Source organism: Allorhizobium sp. DMC15 (assembly GCF_056314065.1).
Genome location: NZ_JBQUZB010000001.1, coordinates 379,220 through 404,628 on the forward strand (window position 1 = coordinate 379,220; position 25,409 = coordinate 404,628).

At 62.0% G+C, this 25,409-nt stretch carries 24 protein-coding genes and 1 pseudogene; 17 read left to right on the forward strand and 8 right to left on the reverse strand.

The window, feature by feature from the left end; genetic code table 11:
• Window positions 1–85: 85 nt before the first annotated feature.
• Complete coding sequence (locus ACT53S_RS01880; RefSeq protein ID WP_113377013.1) at window positions 86–1,126, forward strand: 4-hydroxyproline epimerase; 1,041 nt, start codon at window positions 86–88, stop codon at window positions 1,124–1,126.
• A 205-nt stretch (window positions 1,127–1,331) separates the two neighbouring features.
• Complete coding sequence (locus ACT53S_RS01885; RefSeq protein WP_476065730.1) at window positions 1,332–2,039, forward strand: Crp/Fnr family transcriptional regulator; 708 nt, start codon at window positions 1,332–1,334, stop codon at window positions 2,037–2,039.
• Window positions 2,040–2,051: 12 nt separating this feature from the next.
• On the opposite strand, the gene ACT53S_RS01890 is transcribed toward ACT53S_RS01885, so the two are convergent.
• Together ACT53S_RS01890 and ACT53S_RS01895 are read right to left on the reverse strand one after the other, a co-directional pair.
• Window positions 2,052–2,480: an RbsD/FucU family protein gene (locus ACT53S_RS01890; RefSeq protein WP_113377015.1), complete on the reverse strand. Its 429-nt coding sequence runs from the start codon at window positions 2,478–2,480 to the stop codon at window positions 2,052–2,054.
• Entirely contained in the window at window positions 2,464–3,708 is a 1,245-nt protein-coding gene (locus tag ACT53S_RS01895) for an ROK family transcriptional regulator (RefSeq protein WP_142073742.1), read from the reverse strand. Before ACT53S_RS01895 ends, ACT53S_RS01890 begins: the two co-directional genes overlap by 17 nt.
• Window positions 3,709–3,936: 228 nt before the next feature.
• On the opposite strand from ACT53S_RS01895, the gene ACT53S_RS01900 reads away from it, so the two are divergent.
• From ACT53S_RS01900 to pyrC, 9 genes are all read left to right on the forward strand, one after another.
• A complete protein-coding gene (locus ACT53S_RS01900) occupies window positions 3,937–4,962 on the forward strand; it encodes a sugar ABC transporter substrate-binding protein (protein WP_113377017.1) in 1,026 nt (341 codons plus the stop codon).
• A 143-nt stretch (window positions 4,963–5,105) separates the two neighbouring features.
• Window positions 5,106–6,164, forward strand: coding sequence for an ABC transporter permease (locus ACT53S_RS01905; RefSeq protein ID WP_113377018.1), 1,059 nt, complete (start codon window positions 5,106–5,108; stop codon window positions 6,162–6,164).
• On the forward strand, window positions 6,164–6,946 hold the full coding sequence (locus ACT53S_RS01910) for an ATP-binding cassette domain-containing protein (protein WP_142073740.1): 783 nt from the start codon (window positions 6,164–6,166) through the stop codon (window positions 6,944–6,946). Before ACT53S_RS01905 ends, ACT53S_RS01910 begins: the two co-directional genes overlap by 1 nt.
• Window positions 6,943–7,566, forward strand: a complete 624-nt coding sequence (locus ACT53S_RS01915) for a nucleoside triphosphate hydrolase (RefSeq protein WP_476065731.1) — start codon at window positions 6,943–6,945, stop codon at window positions 7,564–7,566. The genes ACT53S_RS01910 and ACT53S_RS01915 overlap by 4 nt, the downstream gene beginning before the upstream one ends.
• Before the next feature lie 208 nt (window positions 7,567–7,774).
• Window positions 7,775–8,173 carry a response regulator gene (locus tag ACT53S_RS01920; protein WP_142073737.1) on the forward strand — a complete coding sequence of 133 codons (399 nt, stop codon included), beginning with the start codon at window positions 7,775–7,777 and terminating at the stop codon, window positions 8,171–8,173.
• Window positions 8,174–8,201: 28 nt separating this feature from the next.
• Entirely contained in the window at window positions 8,202–8,696 is a 495-nt protein-coding gene (locus ACT53S_RS01925; RefSeq protein ID WP_142073735.1) for a molybdopterin-dependent oxidoreductase, read from the forward strand.
• Window positions 8,693–10,966, forward strand: a complete 2,274-nt coding sequence (locus ACT53S_RS01930) for an ATP-binding protein (RefSeq protein WP_476065732.1) — start codon at window positions 8,693–8,695, stop codon at window positions 10,964–10,966. Before ACT53S_RS01925 ends, ACT53S_RS01930 begins: the two co-directional genes overlap by 4 nt.
• Window positions 10,967–10,982: 16 nt before the next feature.
• On the forward strand, window positions 10,983–12,083 hold the full coding sequence (locus tag ACT53S_RS01935; protein ID WP_476065733.1) for an HD domain-containing phosphohydrolase: 1,101 nt from the start codon (window positions 10,983–10,985) through the stop codon (window positions 12,081–12,083).
• A 66-nt stretch (window positions 12,084–12,149) separates the two neighbouring features.
• Complete coding sequence (gene pyrC / locus ACT53S_RS01940; RefSeq protein ID WP_476065734.1) at window positions 12,150–13,187, forward strand: dihydroorotase; 1,038 nt, start codon at window positions 12,150–12,152, stop codon at window positions 13,185–13,187.
• Between the two features lie 73 nt (window positions 13,188–13,260).
• Here the strand turns inward: pyrC and ACT53S_RS01945 are convergent, their stop codons facing one another.
• Complete coding sequence (locus tag ACT53S_RS01945; protein ID WP_476065735.1) at window positions 13,261–13,833, reverse strand: ferritin-like domain-containing protein; 573 nt, start codon at window positions 13,831–13,833, stop codon at window positions 13,261–13,263.
• Window positions 13,834–13,964: 131 nt separating this feature from the next.
• Window positions 13,965–14,120 carry a DUF3096 domain-containing protein gene (locus ACT53S_RS01950; RefSeq protein ID WP_476065736.1) on the reverse strand — a complete coding sequence of 52 codons (156 nt, stop codon included), beginning with the start codon at window positions 14,118–14,120 and terminating at the stop codon, window positions 13,965–13,967.
• Window positions 14,121–14,249: 129 nt separating this feature from the next.
• On the opposite strand from ACT53S_RS01950, the gene ACT53S_RS01955 reads away from it, so the two are divergent.
• The 4 genes and pseudogenes from ACT53S_RS01955 (at window position 14,250) to ACT53S_RS01970 (ending at window position 17,251) form a co-directional block, all read left to right on the forward strand.
• Window positions 14,250–14,942 (forward strand): orotate phosphoribosyltransferase, encoded by a 693-nt coding sequence (locus tag ACT53S_RS01955; protein WP_476065737.1) that lies wholly within the window; start codon window positions 14,250–14,252, stop codon window positions 14,940–14,942.
• Window positions 14,943–15,018: 76 nt separating this feature from the next.
• Window positions 15,019–15,945 carry a carbohydrate kinase family protein gene (locus tag ACT53S_RS01960; RefSeq protein ID WP_476065738.1) on the forward strand — a complete coding sequence of 309 codons (927 nt, stop codon included), beginning with the start codon at window positions 15,019–15,021 and terminating at the stop codon, window positions 15,943–15,945.
• A gap of 593 nt (window positions 15,946–16,538) precedes the next feature.
• Window positions 16,539–16,676: pseudogene (locus ACT53S_RS01965) on the forward strand (carbohydrate kinase); the annotation flags it as partial.
• A gap of 146 nt (window positions 16,677–16,822) precedes the next feature.
• Window positions 16,823–17,251 (forward strand): hypothetical protein, encoded by a 429-nt coding sequence (locus ACT53S_RS01970; protein WP_476065739.1) that lies wholly within the window; start codon window positions 16,823–16,825, stop codon window positions 17,249–17,251.
• Between the two features lie 120 nt (window positions 17,252–17,371).
• Here the strand turns inward: ACT53S_RS01970 and ACT53S_RS01975 are convergent, their stop codons facing one another.
• From ACT53S_RS01975 to ACT53S_RS01985, 3 genes are all read right to left on the reverse strand, one after another.
• Window positions 17,372–17,770: a VOC family protein gene (locus tag ACT53S_RS01975; protein ID WP_476065740.1), complete on the reverse strand. Its 399-nt coding sequence runs from the start codon at window positions 17,768–17,770 to the stop codon at window positions 17,372–17,374.
• A gap of 35 nt (window positions 17,771–17,805) precedes the next feature.
• Window positions 17,806–19,434, reverse strand: a complete 1,629-nt coding sequence (pgi, locus tag ACT53S_RS01980) for a glucose-6-phosphate isomerase (RefSeq protein ID WP_476065741.1) — start codon at window positions 19,432–19,434, stop codon at window positions 17,806–17,808.
• Window positions 19,435–19,534: 100 nt separating this feature from the next.
• Complete coding sequence (locus ACT53S_RS01985; RefSeq protein WP_476065742.1) at window positions 19,535–21,241, reverse strand: long-chain-fatty-acid--CoA ligase; 1,707 nt, start codon at window positions 21,239–21,241, stop codon at window positions 19,535–19,537.
• A 315-nt stretch (window positions 21,242–21,556) separates the two neighbouring features.
• Here ACT53S_RS01985 and ACT53S_RS01990 point away from each other — a divergent pair, with 315 nt between their 5' ends.
• Together ACT53S_RS01990 and ACT53S_RS01995 are read left to right on the forward strand one after the other, a co-directional pair.
• Window positions 21,557–21,949, forward strand: a complete 393-nt coding sequence (locus tag ACT53S_RS01990) for a PRC-barrel domain-containing protein (RefSeq protein ID WP_140826082.1) — start codon at window positions 21,557–21,559, stop codon at window positions 21,947–21,949.
• A gap of 338 nt (window positions 21,950–22,287) precedes the next feature.
• Entirely contained in the window at window positions 22,288–23,208 is a 921-nt protein-coding gene (locus tag ACT53S_RS01995) for an alpha/beta hydrolase (RefSeq protein WP_476065743.1), read from the forward strand.
• Between the two features lie 7 nt (window positions 23,209–23,215).
• On the opposite strand, the gene ACT53S_RS02000 is transcribed toward ACT53S_RS01995, so the two are convergent.
• Window positions 23,216–25,219: a CocE/NonD family hydrolase gene (locus ACT53S_RS02000; protein ID WP_476065744.1), complete on the reverse strand. Its 2,004-nt coding sequence runs from the start codon at window positions 25,217–25,219 to the stop codon at window positions 23,216–23,218.
• Between the last annotated feature and the right edge of the window lie 190 nt (window positions 25,220–25,409).

Genomic DNA, 25,409 nt, shown 5'->3' on the forward strand with positions numbered 1-25,409 from the left:
CTCTTCCTCACGGCGGCAGACAGCGCGTCATCTGGATGGGCATGGCCGACAGGTCGGGCGAATGCCGCCAATGTGAGAGTATGACATGAGATGGAAACGCACGATTCAGCTGCTCGACGTGCATGCCGAGGGTGAAATCGGCAGGGTCGCGATTGGTGGCGTGCCAAAGATCCCCGGGGAAACGGTCGCCGACCAACTGGCCTGGTTGAACAGCGACCCCAAGGGGCAGGAACTGCGGCGCATGCTGGTGCTGGAACCGCGCGGCGCGCCCATCGGCTCCGTCAACCTTCTGCTGCCGCCGAAGCATCCGGATGCCGATGCTGCCTTCGTCATCCTGCAGCCGGATCAGGCGCATGCCAGTTCCGGATCGAATTCCATCTGCGCGACGACGGCCCTGCTCGAAACCGGCATGGTCGAAATGCAGGAACCCGAAACGATCGTGATGCTCGAGACGGCAGCGGGCCTTGTGAAGGCGACGGCGACCTGCCGCGACGGCCGGTGCGAACGGGTAAAGCTCACCATGGTGCCCTCCTTCGTGCACGAACTGGACGTCCGGCTCGACACGGAGCACTGGGGCCCGATCACCTTCGACCTCAGCTATGGCGGTATATTCTATGCGCTTGTTGACGTCGCCCAGGTGGGGCTGACCATCGACAAGGCCAATGCGCGGGCGCTGGTCGAGGCCGGCATGATCCTCAAGGAGGAGATCAACCGGAAGATCCCGGTCGTTCATCCGGAGATCCCGGCCATTTCCGGCGTCGCCTATGTCATGTTCCGCGATGTCGATCCCGACGGCGCCATCCGCACCTGCACCACCATGTGGCCCGGCCGCGTCGACCGTTCGCCCTGCGGCACCGGCAACTCCGCCAATCTTGCGACGCTGCATGCGCGCGGCAAGGCCAAGGTGGGCGATGTGATGCTGTCGCGCTCGATCATCGGATCGGAATTCGAAGTCGGGCTTTCGGCGCTGTCGGAAGTTGCCGGTCGTCCGGCGGTGATCCCGACCATCAGCGGTCGCGGCTTCACCTTCGGCCTGCATCAGGTGGCGCTCGATCCCTTCGATCCCTTCCAGCGAGGCTTTGCCCTGACCGACGTCTGGGGTCCCTCATCGGGCTCGATCGGCTAGCAGGCTGCGATGCAAGGAAGGAAGGCGGGCATACGCGACGCAATTGAGTAAAATTCGCGTCTGCCTCCTAGGCGAATTGTAAGGGTCTTGCTCGCAGCCATCTTGCTATCTGGTGGTTCGACCGAGATAAGTGCATTCTCGAAATCATAACCGACAAGACCATCAAGTACAGCCGTAGATGAAGCCAATTACAACGACAGGTTCCATGGTTCAAACCGTTGCAGGCATGCCAATGACACTGAGAGGCTGCTCGGTATTTTCCGGCTTGAGCCTTGACGAGGACCGTGAGTGGTTGTCGCGTTGCCATTCCCGCACGCTGTCGGCCGGAGAAAGTCTGGTCGATTTCGAAGATATGTCCAAAGACGTCTTTATCGTGCAGACCGGTGAAATCCGCGCAGTCTTGCGCTTCACCGTCGGCAAGGAGGCGATCCTCGGCAGCTTCAAGCGGGGCGATATCCTGGGCGAGCAGGCGGCGATTGACGATCTCGCGCGCTCGGCAAGCCTGATGGCCGTCAGCGATGCGACGGTCACGGTCATTCCCTATACGGTGTTCCACGATATCCTGAAGCAGCGCGCCGATGTGGCGCTTGCCCTGCTGCAATTGCTGTCGCGGCGCATCCGGGCCATGAACGACCGGTTGTCGGAACTGTCCTTCCTGGACACCAAGCACCGGCTCTACAACACCCTGCTCCGGCTTTCGCGGGTCCGCAACGATGGCGGCCGCGAGCGCATCATATCGCCGCCGCTCGTCCATGCGGAACTGGCCGAGCATATTGGCGCGAGCCGGGAAACCGTGTCGCGGGAAATGTCCAGGCTGGCGCGGGAAGAACTGGTTGAACGGACGAGCCGGGCCATCGTACTGAAGAACCCGGTCGAACTCTCCCGCCGAATCTCCCGCGCGCTTGAGGGCTGAGCCCGGTCTGGGTCAGGGGTAGATGACGCCCTTGCGCAGGACGACATTGGCGTAAAGTCGCGGTTCGCCGGTCTGCACGACCGTGTGCGCGGCCTTGACCCGGTTGTAGAAATCAGCACCGATCAGCTTCGTCACGGGAACCTTCGGCTCGTGCCTTGCGCAGCAGTCGATGATCTCCTGATGGACCGGATCGACCTGGTCCGGCTTGCCGCCGACGACAGAGCGGAAGATCGCCTCCGGAACGAAATCGTCGATCGGCATGACGCTCAGGATCGCATTCAACACCGGCACCAGATGATGCCCATCGAGGCGCACGAGGCGGCGGGCATGTTCGAGCGCCGGATAGTTGCCGTCGACGATGGCGATTTCGTCGCCATGGCCCATGGCGCGCAGGGTGGCGAGGAGTTCGGGGCTCAGGAGGGGATCAATTCCCTTCAGCATGATGGGTATCCTTGAACAAGACTGTCTGGTCGATGAGGTAACGGTCGAAGATCGGCAGGCTCGCCCCGCCGATGGCGCGCGCCTGATCGCCGACTTCGCCTTCGATGATTTCGGGCACGACGACGCCCTGCAGGTCGAGGCGGTTCATCGCGTCGATCGTCGCCTGGACGAGGCGCTTGCGCACCCAGCCCGGAAAGCCACCGTCGATGATGGCCGCGGCAAAGTCGATGATCGAGGCCGCGGCGACAACAGCCTGGGCAAGCGCGGCAGCCGTATCCTGGATCCAGATTTCCAGCGGTTCGCCGAAATCGATCCATTCATTGGCGGCATACCAGAGCGGCTGCGGATCGATGCCGCGTTCGCGCAGCAGGTTTTCCAGCACGAAGATCGAGGCGATGTCGAGCAGCTGGCGCGTTTCGCCATGTTTGTCGCGCACGGGCAGGGGGCCGATCGCGCCGGCCGTTCCCGTTCGTCCGACGAAGAGGGCGGCATTGACGACGATACCGCCGCCGATGAACGAGCCGATGTAGAAATAGACGAAATCCGGGTAGCGCTGTCCGGCGCCGAAGACGAGTTCTGCTCCGCAGGCGCTGGTCGCATCGTTGCGCAGATAGACCGGATGGCCCATCCTCGCCTGCACGGCGGCCTGCAGGTCGACTTCGCGCCAGATTTCCATGGCGCCAGGCGGGGCTCCGACCTCTTCGGCCCAGTTCCACAGTTCGAAAGGTGCGGCAATGCCGATCCCGGCGATACGGCCGCGCTGCGTCTCGTCCATTCCGGCTTCGAGCTCGGCAATCCCCTCGCAGATGAAGGGGAGCAGATTGTCCGGATGCGGATAGGGGTAGGTCTGGTGCTTCTGCTGGCGGATCCGCCCGGCAAAATCCATCAGCACCAGATCGGCGCTGCGCCGGCCGATCTTGACGCCGAAGGAGAAAACGGCCTCGGGATTGATGAACATCGGCACGGACGGTTGCCCGACGCGGCCGCGGATCGGTTCACCCCGGATGAGCAGTTCGTCGCTTTCGAGCGACCGCATGATGACGGAGACGGTCTGCGGGGAAAGGCCTGTGAGCCGGGCAATGTCAGCCTTCGAACAGCCGGGATACTGGCGCACCAGCGACAGCACCAGCCGCTCGTTATAGGCGCGAACGCGCACCTGGTTCGAGCCGCCGCCGGCGCTCGACTTCAGGCCCTGATCGACCGCTGAGATGTACGAATCCTGTGACACGAAGGCCGCTCCTCCCGACCGCTCCCTTTTACGGCAGCTCGTTGAGAATGTCACAGCGATTTAATAATTCAACTGGATTTATTTATTGACAGCCCAAAACTTCTGTTGTTTTTAATGGGTCGTGGAGGAGTGGGGCCGAGAGGCTCCGGAGCGGATTGCGAAGGCGCGATCCGTGCCGACACGTTGCGGCCGGAGGAGCTGGCCCACCAACTTTCGGGAGGATACCTAATGAAAAAGTCTCTGCTTACCGCTGCCTTGTCGACGCTTGCGCTGGGCGTTGTCTTCGCCGCTCCGGCCTCGGCTGCCGACGTTTCGGCCTGCCTCATCACCAAGACCGACACCAACCCCTTCTTCGTCAAGATGAAGGAAGGCGCGACCGCCAAGGCCGCCGAACTCGGCGTCAACCTGAAGGCTTATGCCGGTAAGGTCGATGGTGACCATGACAGCCAGGTTGCTGCCATCGAATCCTGCATCGCCGATGGCGCCAAGGGCATTCTGATCGCTGCTTCCGACACCAAGGCCATCGTCGACCAGGTCAAGAAGGCCCAGGAAGCCGGCCTGCTCGTGATCGCACTCGACACGCCGCTCGATCCGGCAACCGCTGCCGACGCCACCTTTGCAACCGACAACCTTCTCGCCGGCAAGCTGATCGGCCAGTGGGCTGCCGCCACCCTCGGCGACAAGGCCAAGGACGCCAAGATCGGCTTCCTCGACCTCGTTCCCTCGCAGCCGACCGTCGACGTTTTGCGCGACCAGGGCTTCATGATCGGCTTCGGCATCGACCCGAAGGACCCGAACAAGATCGGCGACGAAGATGATCCGCGCATCGTCGGCCACGACGTGACCAACGGCAACGAAGAAGGCGGCCGCAAGGCCATGGAAAACCTTCTCCAGAAGGATCCCGACATCAACGTCATCCACACGATCAACGAACCGGCCGCTGTTGGCGCCTACCAGGCTCTGAAGGCTGTCGGCAAGGAAAACGACGTCCTGATCGTTTCGGTCGACGGTGGTTGCCCGGGCGTCAAGGCCGTGGCCGACGGCCAGATCGGTGCCACCTCGCAGCAGTATCCGCTGCTGATGGCGTCGCTCGGGGTGGAAGCGATCAAGAAGTTCGCTGAAACCGGCGAGAAGCCGAAGCCGACCGAAGGCAAGGACTTCTTCGACACGGGCGTCGCCCTCGTCACCGACAAGCCGGCTGCCGGCGTCGAGTCGATCAGCGTCAAGGAAGGCACGGACAAGTGCTGGGGTTGATCCCCGCAGCTTGATGGCGGACCATGACATGACAGGGAGGGCCCTTGGCCTTGCCCTGTGAAGATCGGGGCGGCCCTTGGCCGCCCCGTGCCAAATACCGGGCCCGAAGTCCGGCACAAGAACCAAATCGGGAGGGAAGTTCCATGGCGGGAGCCCAGGAATTCGAGAAGGTGCTGACCCAGAGTGAAACGAGCGTGGCAACGTTCGAGGACCGCTCCACTCTGCGCAAGATCCAGCACTTCTTACACTCAACGCCGGCGGCCGTGCCCCTGATCGTCCTCGTCATGTCGATCATCATCTTCGGCCTGACGATCGGTGGCAAATTCTTCTCCAGCTACACGCTGACCCTGATCCTCCAGCAGATCGCCGTCGTCGGCATCCTGGGGGCGGCCCAGACGCTGGTCATCCTGACCGCCGGCATCGACCTGTCGATTGGCGTGGTCATGGTCATCTCCGCCGTGGTGATGGGCAATTGCGCCATCCACTACGGCATACCCTCCGGAATTTCGGTCATCATCGGCCTGGCCGTCGGCGGATTGTGCGGCCTCCTGAACGGCGTGCTCGTCGCCAAGGTCAAGCTGCCGCCCTTCATCGTCACGCTGGGCACCTGGTACATCGTGATGGCCACCAACTTCATCTATTCGGCAAACGAGACGCTGCGTGATGCCGATGTCGAGGCCATCGCACCCTTCCTTCAGGTCTTCGGCGAGAGCTTCAAGGTCGGCAAGGCGGTCTTCACGCTCGGCGTCGTCTTCATGCTGATCCTGGTTATCGGGCTCTGGTACGCCCTCAACCATACCGCCTGGGGCCGGCATCTCTATGCGGTGGGCGATGATCCCGAGGCGGCACAGCTTGCCGGCATCCGCACCGACCGCGTTCTGCTCGGCACCTACGCGCTCGCCGGTGTCATCGCAGGACTTGCCGCATGGGTTTCCATCGGCCGTAACGGTTCGATCTCGCCTTCGGCAGCCGTGACGGATTACAATCTGCAGGCCATTACGGCGGCCGTGGTCGGCGGCATCTCGCTCTTCGGGGGACGCGGCTCGATCCTGGGCACCCTCTTCGGGGCCTTGATCGTCGGCGTGGTCTCCATGGGCCTCAACATGCTCGGCGCCGATCCGCAATGGAAGGTGCTGCTGACCGGCGTGCTGATCATCGCCGCCGTCGCAATCGACCAGTGGATCAGAAAGGTAGCAGGCTGATGACCCAGGAACCCATTCTCACCGCGCGTGGTCTGGTCAAGCGCTACGGCCGCGTCACCGCTCTCGACAATGCCGATTTCGACCTCTATCCCGGCGAAATCCTCGCCGTCATCGGCGACAACGGCGCTGGCAAGTCCTCGCTAATCAAGGCGATCTCGGGTGCTGTCGTGCCGGACGAGGGCGAAATTCGCCTTGACGGTCAGCCGGTCAACTTCCGCTCGCCGATCGAGGCCCGCAAGGCCGGAATCGAGACGGTTTATCAGAACCTCGCGCTCTCGCCCGCACTGTCGATCGCCGACAACATGTTCCTCGGCCGCGAAATCCGCAAACCCGGCGTGATGGGGTCGGTTTTCCGCAAGCTCGACCGTCCGGCGATGGAAAAATTCGCCCGCGACAAGCTGACGGAACTCGGCCTGATGACCATCCAGAACATCAACCAGGCGGTCGAGACGCTGTCGGGCGGTCAGCGCCAGGGTGTGGCGGTTGCCCGTGCGGCGGCCTTCGGTTCCAAGGTGATCATTCTCGACGAGCCGACTGCAGCGCTCGGGGTCAAGGAGAGCCGCAAGGTTCTCGAACTCATCCTCGACGTGCGCTCGCGCGGCATGCCGATCGTCCTCATCTCGCACAACATGCCGCATGTCTTCGAAGTGGCCGATCGCATCCATGTCCATCGCCTCGGCAAGCGGCTCTGCGTCATCAATCCGAAGGACTACACCATGTCGGATGCCGTCGCCTTCATGACGGGCGCACGGCCTGCCCCGGATGCCGGTCTGGCGGCATGAGCATGTCGCTCGACGAACTCGCCGACGAAATTGTGAAGCGGGCTGAAGGACGAGCCCGCTTCCTCGTCGGTATCGCCGGCCCGCCGGGAGGCGGAAAGTCCACCCTGGCCGACGCTTTGTTCGAGCGGCTCAAGTTGCTGGGCGAAGCGCCGGCCGTCTTGCCGATGGACGGCTTCCATCTCGACAATCGTCTGCTCATCGAACGCGGCCTCCTGCCGCGCAAGGGGGCGCCGGAGACCTTTGATGTGCGCGGTCTCCGGGACATCCTTCACGCCGTGCGCGCCGGCGGCGAGGTTCTGGTTCCTGTTTTCGATCGCGACCGGGAGCTCGCCATCTGTGCGGCCCGCTGCATTGCGCCGGAAGACCGCATCATTCTCGTTGAGGGCAATTACGTCCTTCTCGACCGCGAGCCCTGGCGGCCGATTGCCTCGCAGTTCGATCTGACGGTCATGGTGGCGCCGGAGGAGGACGAACTGGAGCGTCGGCTCATTGCCCGCTGGGTCCATTACGGACTGTCCCAGGACGAGATTGAGGCCAAGGTCTACGGAAACGACCTGCCCAATGGTCGTCTAGTGCTCAGCGCCAGCCATCCCGCCGACATTACGCTCCGTTTCGGCTAAGCCGCTGGTGTGGCTGGACAGTTCGTTCGCCCTTTAATTCTTAAGTTCTAATTAAATGCGCGATCGATAAAATTGTATCGGTTTGCTTCAGCCAATTTCAGCCTCCTCCTGATACAACTCCTCCATGAAAGATTAACGCGTGCAACGTCTTCCCGAGCGTTCGGGAGACGGGCAGTCCGACGGACCAGCGCAGGAGAGGAGTGGCGGCATGACAATTCTGATCGTTGAAGACAACCCCACCAATGCGATGATCATCAAGCATCTCGCCAAGAAGGTGACCAATGAGGAGATGGTTGTCGCCTCCGACGGCAACGCTGCCTTGACCTTCTGCCACGCCGAAGCCTTTTCCATGCTGATCGTCGATCACCTGCTGCCCGGCATGTCGGGCCTGCAGTTCATCAAGGCCGTGCGGCTGATGGATCGCTATCGTGATGTGCCGGCCGTGATGGTGACGGCCGAGACCGATCCGCGCCTTCGCGAGGAGGCCCGTGCGGCCGGTGTGACCGACTTCCTGCACAAGCCGGTGGAGGCCATGGCTTTCCGCAAGCTGATCGCCGACCATCTCGGCGCCGCTGCGATTGTCCAGGACTTGCCGAAGTCCGCCTGAAACAACACCAAGATCCGGAGAAAACCCCATGAAAGGCATGCTGCTTGCTCTTCTGCTGGGCACCGCCTGCGCGACCTCCGCGCTTGCCCTGGATGCACCCAAAGGCCCGGTCGTACTGACGATCAAGGGCGCCATCACCAACACCAATGCCGGCGACACGGCTGAGTTCGATCTCGCCATGCTGGAGGCGCTGCCGGGTCGCAAGGCGACGATGGAGACGCCCTGGACGCAAGGCAAGGTAACCTTCGAGGGCCCGCTGCTGAGCGCTGTGCTGGAGGCCGTCGGCTCCGACGGGTCGCGTCTCTCTGTCAAAGCGCTGAACGATTATGCCGCCGAAGTGCCGGCCGATGACGCCAAGCTGGCGACGATTCTGGCGACCCGCATGGACGGCAAGCCGATGTCGGTGCGCGACAAGGGGCCGTTGATGGTCGTCTATCCCTTCGACCAGGATCCCGGTCTCTACAATGAGAAGTATTTCTCCCGTTCGGTCTGGCAGATCAAGGAAATCGAGGTCGGCAAGTGAAAGATCGGGAAGCGACACTCCGGAAGGCGGCGGGAGGCGGCAGCGTCGCATTCCTCCTGCAGCTGATTTCGGCTGTCCTTCTCTCCGTGCTGCTGATCCTCTTCGTCGATATCGCTCGCCAGTACCGGATCATGGAAGACGGTGTGCGCGAAAACTCCATGTGGTCGGTCTATCAATTGGACCGGGAAAGCCGTCAGCTGGACTACACTCTGTCGGTTCTGCGTCGCGGAGAGCCAACGCCGGAGGCCTATCAGGAACTCGGCTTGCGCTACGACATTCTCTATTCGCGGATCGCGATCCTCGACCAGTCGAAGTTTGGTAGCTACTTCGCCAATGATCCGAAAATTCGCGGTCACATAAGCGATATCAGGAAGACCATCACCGACATCCAGCCTGTGTTCGATGGCATTGCCGCCGGCATGTACCCCACGTCGCAGCAACTCGATCTGCTTGAGACGACCGTATCCGGTCTGGGCCGCATCACGGAACAGTTCCTTCTTTACACGAATACCCGTGTCAGCTCCGAGCGCGCCGAAAGCCGGCAGACCATTCTCGGGCTGGAACGCACTTCCGGCATCATGCTGGCTCTCCTGATGGTTTCGGTGGTTTTCCTGGTCGTCACGTTGAACCGGCAATTGCGCTCGGTGCGCGAAACCAGCCGCGAGCTGCAGGCCATGGCATCGGAACTGACCGAGGCCTATGAAGCAGCCGACGCCGGAAACCGGGCCAAGTCGCAGTTCATGGCGACCATGGGTCACGAGATCCGCACACCGCTCAACGCCATCCTCGGCATGTCCGAACTCCTGGAATTGTCGGAACTGCCCGACGATGCCCTGTCGAGCGTCAAGACGATCCGTTCATCAGGCGAAGCGCTGCTCGAAATCATCAACGAGATCCTGGACTTTTCCAAGATCGAACACGGCAAGCTGGAGCTCGAGGAGCGTGCCTTCGACATCTGTGGTCTGGCCGAAAGCACCGTCAGCATTATCCGCGGGCGGGCTGACGATGGCGGCAACACCATCGTTCTCGACCTGCCGGAATCGCTCCAGTCGCTGTTCGTCAAGACCGACCCGACACGCCTGCGCCAGGTTCTCCTGAACCTCTTGTCCAATGCGGTGAAGTTCACCAGCCAAGGCACCGTCACGCTGCGACTGCGCGAATTCTACCGCGAAGGCAAGCTGATGATCCGTTTCGAGGTCGAGGATACCGGGATCGGCATCGACGAGGCCGGCCTCGACAAGCTCTTCAAGCCCTTCTCGCAGGTGGATGCCTCGATCAGCAGACGCTATGGCGGCACCGGCCTCGGCCTCACCATCTGCAAGCAGATCGTCGAGAAGCTGGGCGGCGAGCTCGGCATGAGCAGCACGGTTGGCGTCGGCTCGATTTTCTGGTTCGAATTGTCCGTGGTTCCGGTCAGCCGCGAGGAGGCCGACAGCGTCGCGGCCAAGATCGTGGCCGAGGAAACCCTGCCACGCTATCGCATCCTTCTCGTCGAGGACAACAAGGTCAACCAGATCGTGGCGTCCCGCTTCCTGGCCCGTCTCGGACAGGAGGTCGAGATCGCCAATGACGGGGCCGAGGCTGTCGCGATCACGCGTCACCAGATCTTCGACCTCATCCTCATGGACATGCAGATGCCCGTGATGGACGGGATCGAGGCGACGCGGCGGATCATCGCCGAGGCCGGCCCGTGCGCCGCCACCCCGATCATCGCCATGACGGCCAATGCCTCGGACGACGACCGTCGTCGCTGCATGGATGCCGGCATGCAGGGCTTTGAATCCAAGCCTGTGACCCTGGAGAGACTGAAGCAGATGATCGCCTATGCCACCACGCCGGACCGCAGCGCATCGCGGAGCCAGAACCAGCCTGAGGCCGGCAAGGCTGCGGTCGAGCGCTTCGAGCTGCCGGAACCCGATATGAGCGGCATGCCGATGCGCGCTCTGCCGGGTCTGGGCATCGAGGGGCTGGACGAAGCGCGCCATGCGGAGCTTGTCGAGGCCCTCGGCGAAGAGGTTTTCCAGGAACTGGTCGAGTCTTTCTTCAACGATGCGGAAGAACTTCTGGTCGAGCTGGACGAGGCCCTGCGCAAGCAGGATCCGGACAAGCGTGACCGGGTGCTGCACACGATCAAGGGTGCGGCGTCAAATGTCGGTCTCAATGACCTGGCGGTGAAGGCCAACGCCTTGCGCCACCAGGCGCCGGAGCCGGCCGATATCGAAATGTTGGGCGACGAAATCCAGGCCCTCAAATTCAAACTCGTTGCATAGAAGCACGGAGGTGACCATGCGTATCTTGTTGGTTGACGACAACAGCACCAACCTGAAGCTTCTGACCAAGCTGGTCGGCAAGCTCGACAGTTGCGAGGCGCTGCCCTTTGCCAGCCCCGACGCCGTGCTGTCGGCCCTGCCGGAACTCGATTTCGACATTGCGATCATCGATTACCAGATGCCGGTTTATAACGGTGTCGAGCTCTATACGGAGATCGTGCGCTTCGACAAATATGCCGAAGTGCCGGTGATCTTCGTGACCGCCGACAAGGACATGACCACCCGCATGGCGGCGCTGAATGCCGGCGCGATCGACTTCCTGACAAAACCGGTCAACCCGGTCGAATTCCAGGCCCGCGTGCAGAACATCGTCAGCCTCGCCCGTGCCCGCCGTCAGCTCGCCGACCAGGCCGAATGGCTGCGCCGCGAAGTGGAGCGCGCGGTCGGCGAGTTGCGCGAGCGGGAGCAGGAGATCATTCATCGCCTGACGCTGGCAGCCGGCTACAAGGATCCGGAAACCGCCCGCCACACCATGCGGGTCGCCTGTTATTCCGAGGCCATCGCCGTCGAACTGGGTCTCTCGCCGCAGCTCTGCCACGACATCCGTCTTGCCGCGCCGATGCACGATATTGGCAAGGTGGCGATGCCCGACACGGTGCTCCTGAAGCAGGGACGCCTGACCGAAGCGGAATATCGCCAGATGCAGGCGCATGCCGAAATCGGCAGCGATATCCTGGGCCGCTCGCATTCCTCGCTGCTGCAGCTCGCCTCCGAGATTGCCGCCAGCCATCACGAGCGCTGGGACGGGCAGGGCTATCCCAACCGTCTCGCCGGCACCGCAATCCCGATCTCCGGCCGTATCGTCTGCATCGCCGACAATTTCGACGCGCTGACCACCGAGCGGCCCTACAAGCCGGCCTGGAGTTTTGCACGGACGGTGGAACACATTCTCGGCCGTGCCGGCACCCAGTTCGATCCCGATTGCGTTGCGGCTTTCGAACGGGCGCTGCCGCGAATCCAGGCGATCATGGAACAGGACCGGCGTGAACAGGCGGAAGAGGCGGAGCGCGCCATGGCGAACTCGACGGATCGCTTCCCCGGCGAACGGGTCGCCTGATGCTTTGATCCGGCGGATTGGACATGCTAAGGGCGGCGAGTTCTCGTCAAGCCGGAGGCTCGCCCCATGTCATCCCTCACCATCCGCCGCCCCGACGACTGGCACCTGCATCTGCGCGATGGCGCCATGCTGGAAGGCGTGATCGGCGACACCAGCCGGCATTTCGCCCGCGCCATCATCATGCCGAACCTCGTGCCGCCGGTGGTGACCACCGAGGATGCGCGCGCCTATCGCGAGCGGATCCTCAAGGCGGTGCCGGCGGGCGACCGCTTCGAGCCGCTGATGACGCTCTATCTCACGGAACACACCAATCCCGATGATGTGGAGGAGGGCAAGCGCTCAGGTCTGATCACGGCGGTGAAGCTTTATCCGGCCGGTGCCACGACAAATTCCCATGGCGGCGTACGCGACATGGAAAAGGCCATGCCGGTGCTGGAGCGCATGGCGAAGATCGGCCTTCCCCTCTGCGTGCATGGCGAGGTGACGACGCCGGAGGTCGATATCTTCGACCGCGAGAAGGTCTTCATCGACACGGTCCTCGATCCGCTGCGCAAGCGCCTGCCGGAGCTGAAGGTGACCATGGAGCATGTGACGACCGAAGACGGCATTGCGTATATCCGCTCCGCGGAGCGCAATCTGGCCGGCTCGATCACCACCCATCATCTGATCATCAACCGCAACGACATTCTCGTCGGCGGCATACAGCCGCATTACTACTGCCTGCCGGTCGCCAAGCGCGAGAACCATCGCCAGGCCCTGCGCAAGGCGGCCGTTTCCGGTGATCACCGGTTTTTCCTCGGTACCGACAGCGCGCCGCATGTCGATCCCCTGAAGGAATGCGCCTGCGGCTGTGCCGGCATCTATACCTCGATCAACACGATGAGCTGCCTGGCCCATGTCTTCGAAGAAGAGAATGCGCTCGACAAACTCGAGGCCTTCACCTCGCTGAATGGTCCGGCCTGGTATGGCCTGCCGGCAAACGAGGAGACCATCACCCTGGTGAAGCGGGAGGAGCCGGTCGAGTTCCCCGTCAAGATCTCCACCGGCGCCGGGCCGGTGACGGTATTCAACCCGAAATTCGCCCTGCACTGGGATGTTGACTGAAACAGCCAAGCCCCGCCTGTTTCCCGGCGGGGCTTCGCTTGGTGCGGTGTCGTAACGCGTTCTCTTGAGTGCGTCAGGGTTTCGCGTGCTGCGTGCCGCCGCCAATACCGTGACCCATGCGGTGGCCTTTTCCGTGTAGTTTGCCGGATCCTGCGCCCTCGCCACCACAGCGCTGAAAGGCGGGAAGGTGGTTGTTCTCCGAGGCGTCGCGGAGTGCGGTGAAAACCGCCGTTACATCGTCATAATCAGCGGCGGCAGGCAGCAGTTCCTTGCCGTAGAGATCCCGATTGGCAATTTCTGCCTGCACGCCCATGGAGCACGCTTCGGCCAGCGTATCCGGCACTGTCGCCGCGATCGCCTCCGAACCGATGTCGCGGTTGCTACCCGCTTCCAAGCCATGGCTTTTCATGACCTTGCGGAGTTGCTCCGCATGATGATGTTCGGCAACGATGATGTTGCTGAACGGGCGGACCTCACCGAACTTTCCGATCACCGCATCATAAAAGGCCTCCGCGCGATACTCGTCAGCGAGTGCCGCGTAGAGGGCATTTCGAGTGGCTGGCAATAGTTCTGCAGCAATGGTCGGTTGCGAAAAGCCTGAAAGAGCCGCTGTCAGACCGGCAATCAGGAGAATTGGAGAGCGCATCGGGTTGTCCTTTGGAAGATTCCGTCAATACATATAAATAAACATATGTATTGACGGAATCCGAGTGAATTCTCGGTAATCTTCCATCCATCCAGCCCGCCGTCACAAATGACGTCGCCCGGCGTTTGTCTTTATGGCGCGATGGTCGCCAACTGCGGCCAGAGACCGAGCACGCCGACGAGGATCAGGTAGATCGCGACGACGTAGTTCAGCAGGCGCGGCATGATCAGGATCAGGATACCGGCGATGAGCGCGACGACCGGCTGGATGACGAGCATATTGTCCATGGAATGGGTCCTTCGTGGGTGGTGAGCCCTTAAAGATTTGGCAAAGCGGATTGTTCCATGCGGGACCCATCTGGCGGGGCGTTCGCCTTGCTGCTATTGCCGATAAAACCGGAAAGACAGGAGAACCCGATGATCCAGACCCCCTTCACCGACCCCGCCGTGATGGCAGACCTCGTGGCGAAGATGCTCTGGGAGATCAAGGCGGTGCACTTCAACGCGGCCGAGCCTTACAAGCTCTCTTCGGGCATGAAGAGCCCCGTCTATATCGACTGCCGCAAGCTCCTGTCCTATCCACGCGTGCGCTCGGCCGTCATGGATTTTGCCGCAGCGACTCTCATGCGCAATGCCGGCTTCGAGCAGTTCGACTGCATCGCAGGTGGCGAGACCGCGGGTATCCCGTTTGCAGCGCTTCTCGCCGATCGCCTCGGCCTTCCGATGATCTATGTGCGCAAGGCGCCGAAAGGCCATGGCCGTAACGCCCAGATCGAAGGCCATATGCCCGAAGGTGCGCGTGTTCTCGTCATCGAAGACCTGACGACCGCCGGCGGCAGCATGTTCAAGTTCATCGATGCGGTGAGGGCGGCCGGCGGTGTCGTCGACCACGGCATAGCATTGTTTTTCTATGGGATCTTCCCGGAGGCCGAGCAGCGTTTCGAAGATGGCAAGGTGAAGCTTCATTACATCGCCACCTGGCGCAATGTTTTGGCCGTCGCGCGCGAACAGAAGCTTTTCGACGAAAAGACGCTGTCGGAAGTCGAGGCTTTCCTCGACGCACCGCTCGCTTGGTCGGGCCGCAATGGTGGGATTTCGTCGCTCGCTTGAGCAATTGCCCACGGCCGCACTGGAAATTCGCGGCGACTTGGTTTAAATCGATTGAAACGATGACTGGGAGGTCGAGATGATCCTGTGTTGCGGCGAAGCGCTGATCGACATGTTGCCACGCGAAACCACGCTCGGCGAGCGGGCCTTCTCGCCCTATGCTGGCGGCGCGATCTTCAACACGGCGATCGCGCTCGGTCGCCTCGGCATCGAGACCGGCTTCTTCACTGGCCTTTCCGATGACATGCTGGGCGATATCCTGCGCGATACGCTGAAATCCTCGGGCGTCGATTACAGCTATTGCGCCACGCTCTCGCGGCCTTGCACGATCGCGCTGGTCAAGCTGACCAACGGCCAGGCATCCTATGCCTTCTACGATGAGAACACGGCTGGCCGGATGATCACGGAAGCCGATCTGCCGACCCTCGACGACCGCTGCGAAGCCCTGCATTTTGGCGCGATCAGCCTGATCCCGGAGCCCTGCGGCTCGACCTACGAGGCGCTGATGACGCGCGAGCACAAGACGCGCGTGATCTCGCTCGACCCCAACATCCGCCCCGGCTTCATCAAGGACAAGGCGGCCCATCAGGCCCGCATCGCCCGCATGGCCGATATGTCCGACATCCTGAAATTCTCCGACGAAGATCTCGACTGGTTCGATCTTAAGGGCAGCCAGGACGAACGCGCCGCCTATTGGCTGACCCGCGGCGCCAAGCTCGTGGTGCTGACCAAGGGCGCGGAAGGGGCAACCGCTTATACCGCCAACTTCAAGGTCTCGGTGCCCTCCAACAAGGTCGAAGTTGTCGACACCGTCGGCGCCGGCGACACGTTTGATGCGGGTATTCTGGCATCGCTGAAGCGTCAGGGATTGCTGACCAAGGACAAGGTCGCGGCGCTCTCGGAAGAGGCTGTGCGCGAGGCGCTGACAGTGGGCGCGAAGGCGGCGGCCGTGACCGTGTCGCGGGCAGGGGCGAACCCGCCGACGGCGGCGGAGATCGGGTTCTGATCGCAACGCATTGCGGAGAACTGCCTAACGGTTCTGTCAGAAGGGGGAACGACCTTAGTGCGGTCTTCCGCATCTCCGTAGGTCCGTATCGACTGACACTGTCTTGTTAGTTCGGATGCTTGCCATTTCTGGCAAATAGCTTCGGCTCGTCCCTTTCCAATAAGAATCAGTCCGCCACCTTGGGCGAAAATTTAGGGGTAGCGTCTTAATACGACTTCGGAAATACAACCCGCTTCCTCCGTCGAGCCTACATGAACATCCAGGTACTCGGAAGTTTCGACACTAAAAAATCTAAAGTAAGAGATCTCAACTCTCACCCATTCGCCGGGCTGATAACTCTCGCACCGAAAGCCTTTACTCAATGCAGCTACGATCGGATCTCCATTTGGTATTTTCTCGTAGTTCTCATAAGCCCCCTTTCGGTACGCATCGAATAGTGTTTTGTTTTCATATGTTTGAGTGTTGGCCCATGCATATGCAGCTCCGCTGACCAGTATCAAGAACGCGATTAAATCGGATCGTCGCAGTTTTGACTTTCGCATAAATGATGCTCGATCATGTTTTGAGTATTCCTAACTATAGAGTGTCAGGACCCACTGACCAAGGAAAAGGTCGCGACGCTGACGGATGAGGCTGTGCGCGAGGCACTGACGGTGGGCGCCAAGGCTGCGTCGGTGACCGTGTCGCGGGCAGGGGCCAATCCGCCGATGGCGGCGGAGATCGGGTTCTAAGAGTGACGGCCGGACATCGGCCCGATATAGGATCGGTTCGGCAGTGCGTCACCGCCGGTGACGGATCTGGGCCGCAACACTCCTTCCGTCGGTAAAGGTTGACGCAAGATTTGATTGCAACTGTCTGGGCAGAAGGGAGTGCAATCATGAAAATCGACACAGCCGCCAGCCACCTGTTCTCGGGCACACGGAACGTTGCGAGCAAGGGTGCGGGGGCGCAGGAGTTCGAGGCGATGCTATCGGCGAAGACCGCGGATACGCAGGCGCCCACAGACGACAGCGCCGATGCCGAGCCCCTCGATTTCACCAGCATGACCCGGCAGGAACTGTTCGACTGGATGAATGAACAGCTCCGCAGCGGTCAAATGACCTTCGAAGAAAGCTCGCCCTTCCTCGGCATGACCATGAAGATCTCTGCCACAACCGGCGAGCCTGTGGACATGGCGACCGACACCTCACGGATCGACTTTACCCACAAGGCGCGGCAGGGGATCGAGTTTTATGAGGCACATTTCGACTATGCGTCCGCCGATGCCTTGCAGGCTGCATTGGATCGAATGCTGGCGGGCGGGTAATCGGCCGGAGGCTTCCGGATCTCGTTGAAACCCGGCGATGCCCTTCACGTAGAGGGAATTGGAACAAGTGTGGGTATCTTTGTCGACAACATTCGAGTTGCCGGGGATGGCGTGGGACGATCAGGCCGTTGACGCCGCCACGAACTCCACCTTGATCCGGTCCGGATCCTCGACGAACAGGGCATAATATTCTGCTCCGCCATTGGCAAAAGGATGGCGGTCCTCATAGAGGACAGCCACGCCGTTCGCGCGGCAGAAGTCATGAAGGGTATCGACGGTCTTTCTATCCGGCACACTGAAGGCGAGATGGTTTAGCCCGATACCGCTCCGGTGATAGCCCCGATGGGCATGCTTCGCCGCGACTTGCACGAAAGTCAGATAGGTCCCGCTCTCGTGATCGAGCGAAAAACCATCCTCCCAGCGACCGGCTTCCTCATAGCCGATCTTCGTAAGCAAGGACGTCCAGAACGCATGCGACGCGTCCAGGTTCGAAACGTAGATTTCGATGTGATGAAGCATGCCCGTCCCCCTGTTTTAAGGACATTGCGCGGCACTCACCCCGTCTTCCGCTCCGCAAGCGCCGAGACTAGGCCTGCCGTCGAGCTGTCATGTCCGGTCGCTGCGACCTTGCCCTGAACCACCGGCAGAAGCCCCGTCGCCAGTTCCTTGCCGAGCTCCACGCCCCACTGGTCGAAGGAATTGATCCGGAAGATCACGCCTTCGACGAAGACGCGGTGTTCGTAAAGCGCGATCAGGCGGCCGAGCGTGAAGGGCGTGAGCTGGTCGTAGACGAAGGTGATCGAGGGGCGGTTGCCGGAGAAGACGCGGTGGGGAGCCAGGAAATCGGCTTCTTCGTCCGAAACGCCCTTGGCGGTGAGCTGGCTCTTGGCTTCGGCGAGCGTGCGGCCTTTCATCAGGGCTTCCGACTGGGCGAGGCAATTGGCGATCAGGAGCTCGTGCTGGTGGCGCAGCTCCGGTTCGAAGCCGTTGGCGGCGATCATGAATTCGGCCGGGATGACGCTCGTGCCCTGGTGGATCAGCTGGTAGAAGGCGTGCTGGCCATTGGTGCCGGGTTCACCCCAGACGACCGGGCCGGAAGCGCCTTGGACCGGCTTGCCGTCGATCGTGACGCTCTTGCCGTTCGATTCCATGTCGAGCTGCTGCAGGTAGGCCGGGAAGCGCGACAGGCGCTGGTCATAGGGCAGGATGGCGCGCGTCGGGTAGTTGAGCACCTTGCGATGATAGACGCCGAGCGCACCGAGCAGCATCGGCAGGTTGTCGCGGAAGGGGGCCGTGCGGAAATGCTCGTCCATGGCGTGCGCGCCATCGAGGAACTGGCCGAAATGATCGGGGCCGATGGCGATCATCAGCGGCAGGCCGATCGCCGACCAGATCGAATAACGCCCGCCGACCCAGTCCCAGAAGCCGAAGACGCGGGCCTCATCGATGCCGAAGTCGGCGACCTTGTCGAGCGCGGTCGAGACGGCGCAGAAGTGGTGGCCGACCGCGGCCTCACCGAGAGCATCTGCCACGAAGGCGCGGGCCGTCTGGGCATTGGTCATCGTCTCGATGGTGGTGAAAGTCTTCGAGGCGACGATAAACAGGGTGGTTTCGGCATCAAGCGACTTCAGCGTGTCGGCGATATGGGCGCCGTCGATGTTGGAGACGAAATGCAGGCGCGGGCCATCATGGAAGGGGGCCAGGGCCAGTGTCGCCATGACCGGACCGAGATCCGAGCCGCCGATGCCGATATTGACCACATCGGTGATCGCCTTGCCGGTTGCGCCCTTCAAATCGCCGGACCGGATGCCTTCGGCGAACCGGCCCATGGCCTCGAGCACGTCGTTGACGTCCGGCATCACGTCTCGACCGTCTACGACAACCGGACGATTGGAGCGGTTGCGCAAGGCGGTGTGCAGAACCGCACGACCTTCGGTGAAATTGATCGGGGCGCCCGAGAACATCTCGTCCCGCTTGTCGGCAACGCCGGCCGTGGTGACGAGTTCCTCCAGGAGGTCGAGCACTTCACCGTTCACCGCGCATTTGGAATAATCCATCAGCAGATCGCCGAGCGTGACGCTGAAATGCGAGAAGCGCTGCGGATCGGCGGCAAAGGCCGCGCGCAGGTCTTCGGCATGGGTGGCGGCAACGGCGCTCGTCAGCTTGTCGAGGATGGCTTGCATCGGAATGTCCCTGTTGGCGATGATTGTCCGGGACATTAGTCGCACCACAAGGCGCTATCAAGACAGGGGGAGCCTGACAGCACCCCCTATTTCAATCGATTTATTTTCCGTCGCGCAACTCGCGGCGCAGGATTTTCCCGACATTGGTCTTCGGCAGTTCGGTGCGGAACTCGATGTAGCGCGGCCGCTTGTAATTGGTGAGGTTGGCGGCGCAATGGGCTTTCAGCTCGTCGATGGTCAACGCCTGGTCCTTCTTGACCACGAAGAGTTTCACGGCCTCGCCCGAATGCTCGTCCGGCACGCCGACGGCCGCGCATTCCAGCACGCCCGGATGCATGACCGCGACTTCCTCGATCTCGTTGGGATAGACGTTGAAGCCGGAGACGAGGATCATGTCCTTCTTGCGATCGACGATCTTCACATAGCCGCGCTCGTCCATCAGGCCCATGTCGCCGGAGCGGAAAAAGCCGTCGGCGCTCATCACCTTCGCCGTCTCTTGCGGGCGCTGCCAGTAGCCGGCCATGACCTGGGGTCCGCGAATGCAGATTTCGCCGACCTCGCCGATCGGCAGCGTGTTGCCGTCCTCGTCGCGGATCTCGATATCGGTGGAGGGGAGCGGCAGACCGATCATGCCCGAGAATTCACGCGCATCGAGCCGGTTGACGGTCGCAACGGGGGAGGTTTCGGAGAGGCCATAACCTTCGGTGATCGGACGTCCTGTCATGGCAAGCCAGCGCTCGGCCACCGGCCGTTGGATCGCCATGCCGCCGCCGAGAACGAGCATCAGGGAGGAGAAATCGATCTTCTTGAATTCCGGATTGTTCATCATCGCATTGAACAGCGTGTTGAGGCCCGGGAAGATATGTGCCTTGAAGCTCTGCAATTCCTTGATGAAGGCAGGGATGTCGCGCGGGTTGGCGATCAAAAGGTTATGGCCGCCGAGCGCCACGCCCATCAGCGAATTCACGGTGAGCGCAAAGATGTGGTAGAGCGGCAACGCGCAGACGAAATTGAGCACGTCGGGGCGGGACTGACCGGCAAAGGCCGCTTCGAGCCAGAGCGCGATCTGCTGCTTGTTGGCCAGAAGATTGGCGTGGGTGAGGGCTGCGCCCTTGGAAACGCCGGTGGTGCCGCCCGTATATTGCAGGAAGGCGATATCGCCGGGAGAGACCGGGACCGGCTTCAGCGCCAGTTTGCCGCCCTCTGTCAGCATGGCCTTGAAGCTGGTATGGCCGGGAATGGTCCAGGCCGGGACGAGCTTCTTCACCTTGCGCACGACAAAATTGACGATGTGGCCCTTTAGGCCCAGCATGTCGCCCATGGTGCAGACGACGACATGTTTGACGTCGGTACGGTCGACGACCTGCTGGACGGTGTGGGCGAAGTTTTCCAGAACGACGATCGCCTTCGCGCCGGAATCCTTGAGCTGGTGCTCAAGTTCGCGCGGCGTGTACAGCGGGTTGACGTTCACCACGGTCAGGCCGGCGCGCAGGATGCCATAGATGGTGACGGGGTTTTGCAGGATGTTCGGCGTCATGACGGCGACGCGGTCGCCCTTGGAAAGCCCCTTCGACTGCAGCCAGGCGCCGACCTTGCGCGACTGGTCTTCCAGTTCCCGGAAGGTCATGGAGCGGCCCATACTGGTGAAAGCCTGACGTTCGCTGAATTTCGCGCAGCTCGCTTCAAACAGGGCACCCAGCGAGGGATGGGCGTGCGGGGCGATTTCCGCCGGCACCGAGGCGGGATAGGATTGGACCCAGATCTTTTCGGCGGCGCGGCCGCTGAGGCGGCTCATAGTTTCCGTCATATTGTCCTCCCGAACCATTCTTTTCGTCTGCACCCCAGGTCGGGCTCCTCCCCTTATCCTGGAACCTCATGCTAGCGCAAAGGTCGTGCAAGTCTCGAAAAATTATATAACCTTGACGTAAACGTCAATACGTTGAAACCCGGGCGTTGGAAGGGAAGGGGGTGTGCCGACGAACCTGCCTTGCGCCTTGGCAGGAGAAACCACACCCGGCTGGACTTGGGTAAGGTAGAAGAGAGCTTCTGGTGTGGTCGAGAGGAACCAATCCGAGCAGCTGTTCGTTGACCGGTACGAGAACCAATCCAAGGAGGATGTATCATGGACCAGGTCAACAATGCCGTTTCGGGCAAGGACCCTTACGCCAAGGATACGGCGACCCTGATCGCCAGTGATAAGGTTGAAGGCACGGCAGTCTACGGCGCCGACGGCGACCGCATCGGTTCCATCCAGCGTGTTCTGCTCGAAAAGCGTGGCGGCCGAGTTGCCTATGCCGTGCTCAGCTTCGGCGGTTTCTGGGGCATTGGGGATGAATATTACCCGCTGCCTTGGGAAACCCTGACCTATGACGAGCAGTTGGATGGCTACCGCATCGCCCTGACCAAGGAACAGGTCGAAGGCGCCCCGAAGTATCGCGACGACAGCGAGGACTGGTATCGCAACAACGGTCGCTCGGTCTACGACTACTACGGCGTCCCGCCATACTGGATCTGACCGATCCGTTCGCGACATCTGACGGAAGAGCCTCGCTTGCGGGGCTCTTTCTGTGTGCGCGGGTGGTGAGGAACAGGACGGCAGCGTAATCGCGCTGCAGCAGGAGAGACGTCAATCAGCCCGCCCGAGCCCGTACTAAAGTTTACGGCACTCGCGCCCGAGCCTCTCCTGACACGAAAAGCTCTGCGGGGAAAGGCTGTTTCTGCCGACGCGTTGCCACGCGGGCAAAGAGGGCGGATTTGACAGGCTGCGCCGCAAACGGAGTGGATTACCGGGCGAGCCGCGACTAGGCTGTTGTGATCGCAGGAGTGACATCCTGCCCATCGAATGGTTTTCACATGATCGATACCCATCCAAAGGCTCCGACCGAAACCGGCATTCTCGAATTTCTCGCCACATGTGCGGCTTTCTATCCCGATGATGCCGTCGATGCCTCGATCGGACAGCAGCGCGCCTGGTATGATGCCCTCTGCGCCCGTTTCGACCGGCCGCTTCCTGCGGGCATGGTGACAGAGGACCGCACTGTGGAGGGTCACATTCCGGTCCGCTGGTACCGCCCGGCGAAGATCCGAACCCGAACCGTGCTCTATTACATCCATGGTGGCGGCTTCGTGGTCGGCTCGCTCGACAGTCATCACGCCATCTGTGCCGAACTGGCGGAGCATGCGGGCGCGGAACTGGTGTCGGTGGATTATCGGCTGGCACCCGAACATGTCTGGCCGGCAGCGCATGACGACGCATTTGCGGTGTTGACCTCTTTGCTCGCCGACGGTCGCAAGGTTGTTCTGATCGGGGATAGCGCCGGGGGCAATCTGGCGGCCGGGCTGGCGCTTCGTGCACGCGACGAAGGGCTGAATGGCATTGTCGGCCAGGCGCTGATCTATCCGGCGCTCGGCGGCGATCTCGTCTCCGGCTCCTATCACGAGATGGCGCAGGCGCCGGGGCTGGCGACGTCGGATGTTGCCTACTACCGGCAAGTGCTGCAGGCGCCGGCCGACAGCCCCGTCGCCCATCCGCTCCTGTCACGTTCCTTGGCCGGTCTGCCTCCGACCTTCATCACCGTCGCCCATTTCGATCCGCTGCGCGATGACGGCCGTGCCTATGCGGCGCGGCTTGCCGAAGCCGGCATCGAAGTATGGTTCCGCGAGGAGCCGCAGATGGTGCATGCATGGCTGCGCGCCCGGCACATGAGCGAGGGCGCGCGCAGAGGTTTCGAGGCGCTTTGCGCGGCGGTGACCCGTTTCGCCGCGCAGGGATAAAGGGGCCTCACATCAGATCGCGCGGAATGGCCTTTTGCGGGAAGGTCTTTTCGAACACCTTGATCTCGCCTTCGTAAGCCACGACCGACGCACTGATCAGCCAGTCCGTCTCGGTGCAGGCGATGCGCGAGGTGGAGACTGTGCGCACGAACCAGCCGGGGCGCTGCATGTCGCAGGTCCAGACGGAGGTGCCCGTCATCGACTGCGGATCACCCGGCGAGATCGACCAGACTTCGTCGCGCACCTGGCGGGTCGATAGGCCCGTGCCGGGATGCTCGAACAGGCCGGTATCCTCATAGATCGTGTAGGAAGTGCGATTGGCCTGCATATCACGTAGCACCTGGCGGCGGGTTTCCGACGGCGCATGTTCGATATAGGTCGGCAGCGGGTTCGGGTTCTCCGGCTGCTTCATCTCGAAGGTGTCGTGAGCGCCGAGCTTCGGCAGGGCGAGGCCGAGCGTGGCGATGTCGAGCGTCAGTTCCGCATCGGTCGGGGCGGGCAGGACCATTGGCCAATAGGAGGACGAGAGCGACAGCCGGATGCGGTGACCGGGACGGAAGCGATATCCGCAGGCATCGAGCGTCAAGCGGATCGGTGTCGATTCGCCGGGCACCATCGGCTCAGGTTCGCCATTGCCGTTGCGATGGGTCAGGTTCAGCACGCCGAAGGCGACGCGGGTGGCGGAGCCGTCGGGATGCACGTCGACGATCCGGGCGATCAGGTTCGCGACGGGGGCGTCGCTTGAGAGCATCACGGAGAGTTCCGGGCGGCCGAAGATATCGAGCGTGTGGGTGAGGGGGGCCGTCTGGAAGGTCAGCGATCCCGCATCGTCGCCGCGCTGGTCGCCGGCGAGTTCCGCATCCGGCTTCAGCGTGAACCACTCGCCGGCGGCGGTGCCGGTGTCGAGTGGGGATTTCAGCGAGACCGGATGAGCCGGCGCGTGCGGAACCGGATGCCCCTCCGCCAGGGAGCCGAAAGCCTCGACATAGAAATTCAGCATCTCCGGCGCTTGCCAGCGGTCCTTCGAAATCCAGAAGCCCGGATCGACATCCCGCCGCGGGGCAGGCTTCACGGCGTCGAGGATATAGGCGCGTACTTGCGGGACAGCCTCGGTGCCGTTTGCCTCGCCGCGCAGCCAGCGGTTCCAGAAGGCGATGGCCTCGCCGTGGAAATCGGCGCGCGGCTTCGGCCAGGCGAAATGCGGGTATTTGTGGATCCAGGGGCCGATCAGCGCCTTGGACCGGTCAAGCATGCCCTCAACGGCAAGCAGCGGCGTGTTGCGATAACCATCAGCCCAGCCGGCGATGACAAGCGACGGGATCGCGACGGCGGAAAAATCCTCGCCGATCGAGCCGTGTTTCCAGAAGGCGTCGCGGCGTTGGTGGGGGAGCCATTCCTCCAGGAAGAAGGGCTCGTTTTCCAGCCGTTCCATCCACATCTCCCGCCAGCGGTCGCCGACGATTTCGGGGTCTGGAGAGCGAGACTGGTAGGCGAGCATGGTGGCGGCCCAGGAAAGCTGGGCGGAGAGGTGGCAGCCGTTCTTGTAATGAATGTCGTCGTTGTAGCGATCGGTGGTCGAGGCGATCGAGATGACGGCTTTCAGCGCCGGAGGGCAAAGGGCGGCCACCTGCAGGCAGTTGAAGCCGCCCCAGGAGATCCCCATCATGCCGACGGAACCGTTCGACCAAGGTTGCGCCGCGATCCATGCTATCAGTTCGCAGGCATTGGCGAGTTCGAGTTCGGTATATTCACCGTCGATGACGCCGTCGGATTCACCCGAGCCTCTGATGTCGACGCGCACGCCGGCAATGCCGGCGGCGGCGAAGACCGGATAGGTGGATTCGTCACGCGGGCTCGTTCCGTCCCGCTTGCGATAGGGCAGGAATTCGAAGACGGCGGGCACCGGATCGCCTTCGGCTCCCTCGGGCATCCAGATGCGGGCGGCAAGCCGCGTGCCGTCGGCGAGAGTGATCCACTGGTTTTCGATGGTGGTGAACGGACGGGATGTCATGCTGTGCCTTCGGGTGATGAATTCGAGTGTGTGGTTTTCCCCTCCCAAACCCTCCCCACAAGGGGGAGGGCTTAACCCAGCCGCTGCCCTCAGTGGCGGAGCCGGGGGCCCGCCGCGTGTTCTCTCCCCCCTTGTGGGGGAGATGGCCGGCAGGCCAGAGGGGAAATTGTTCAAATGCGATAGCTCTACT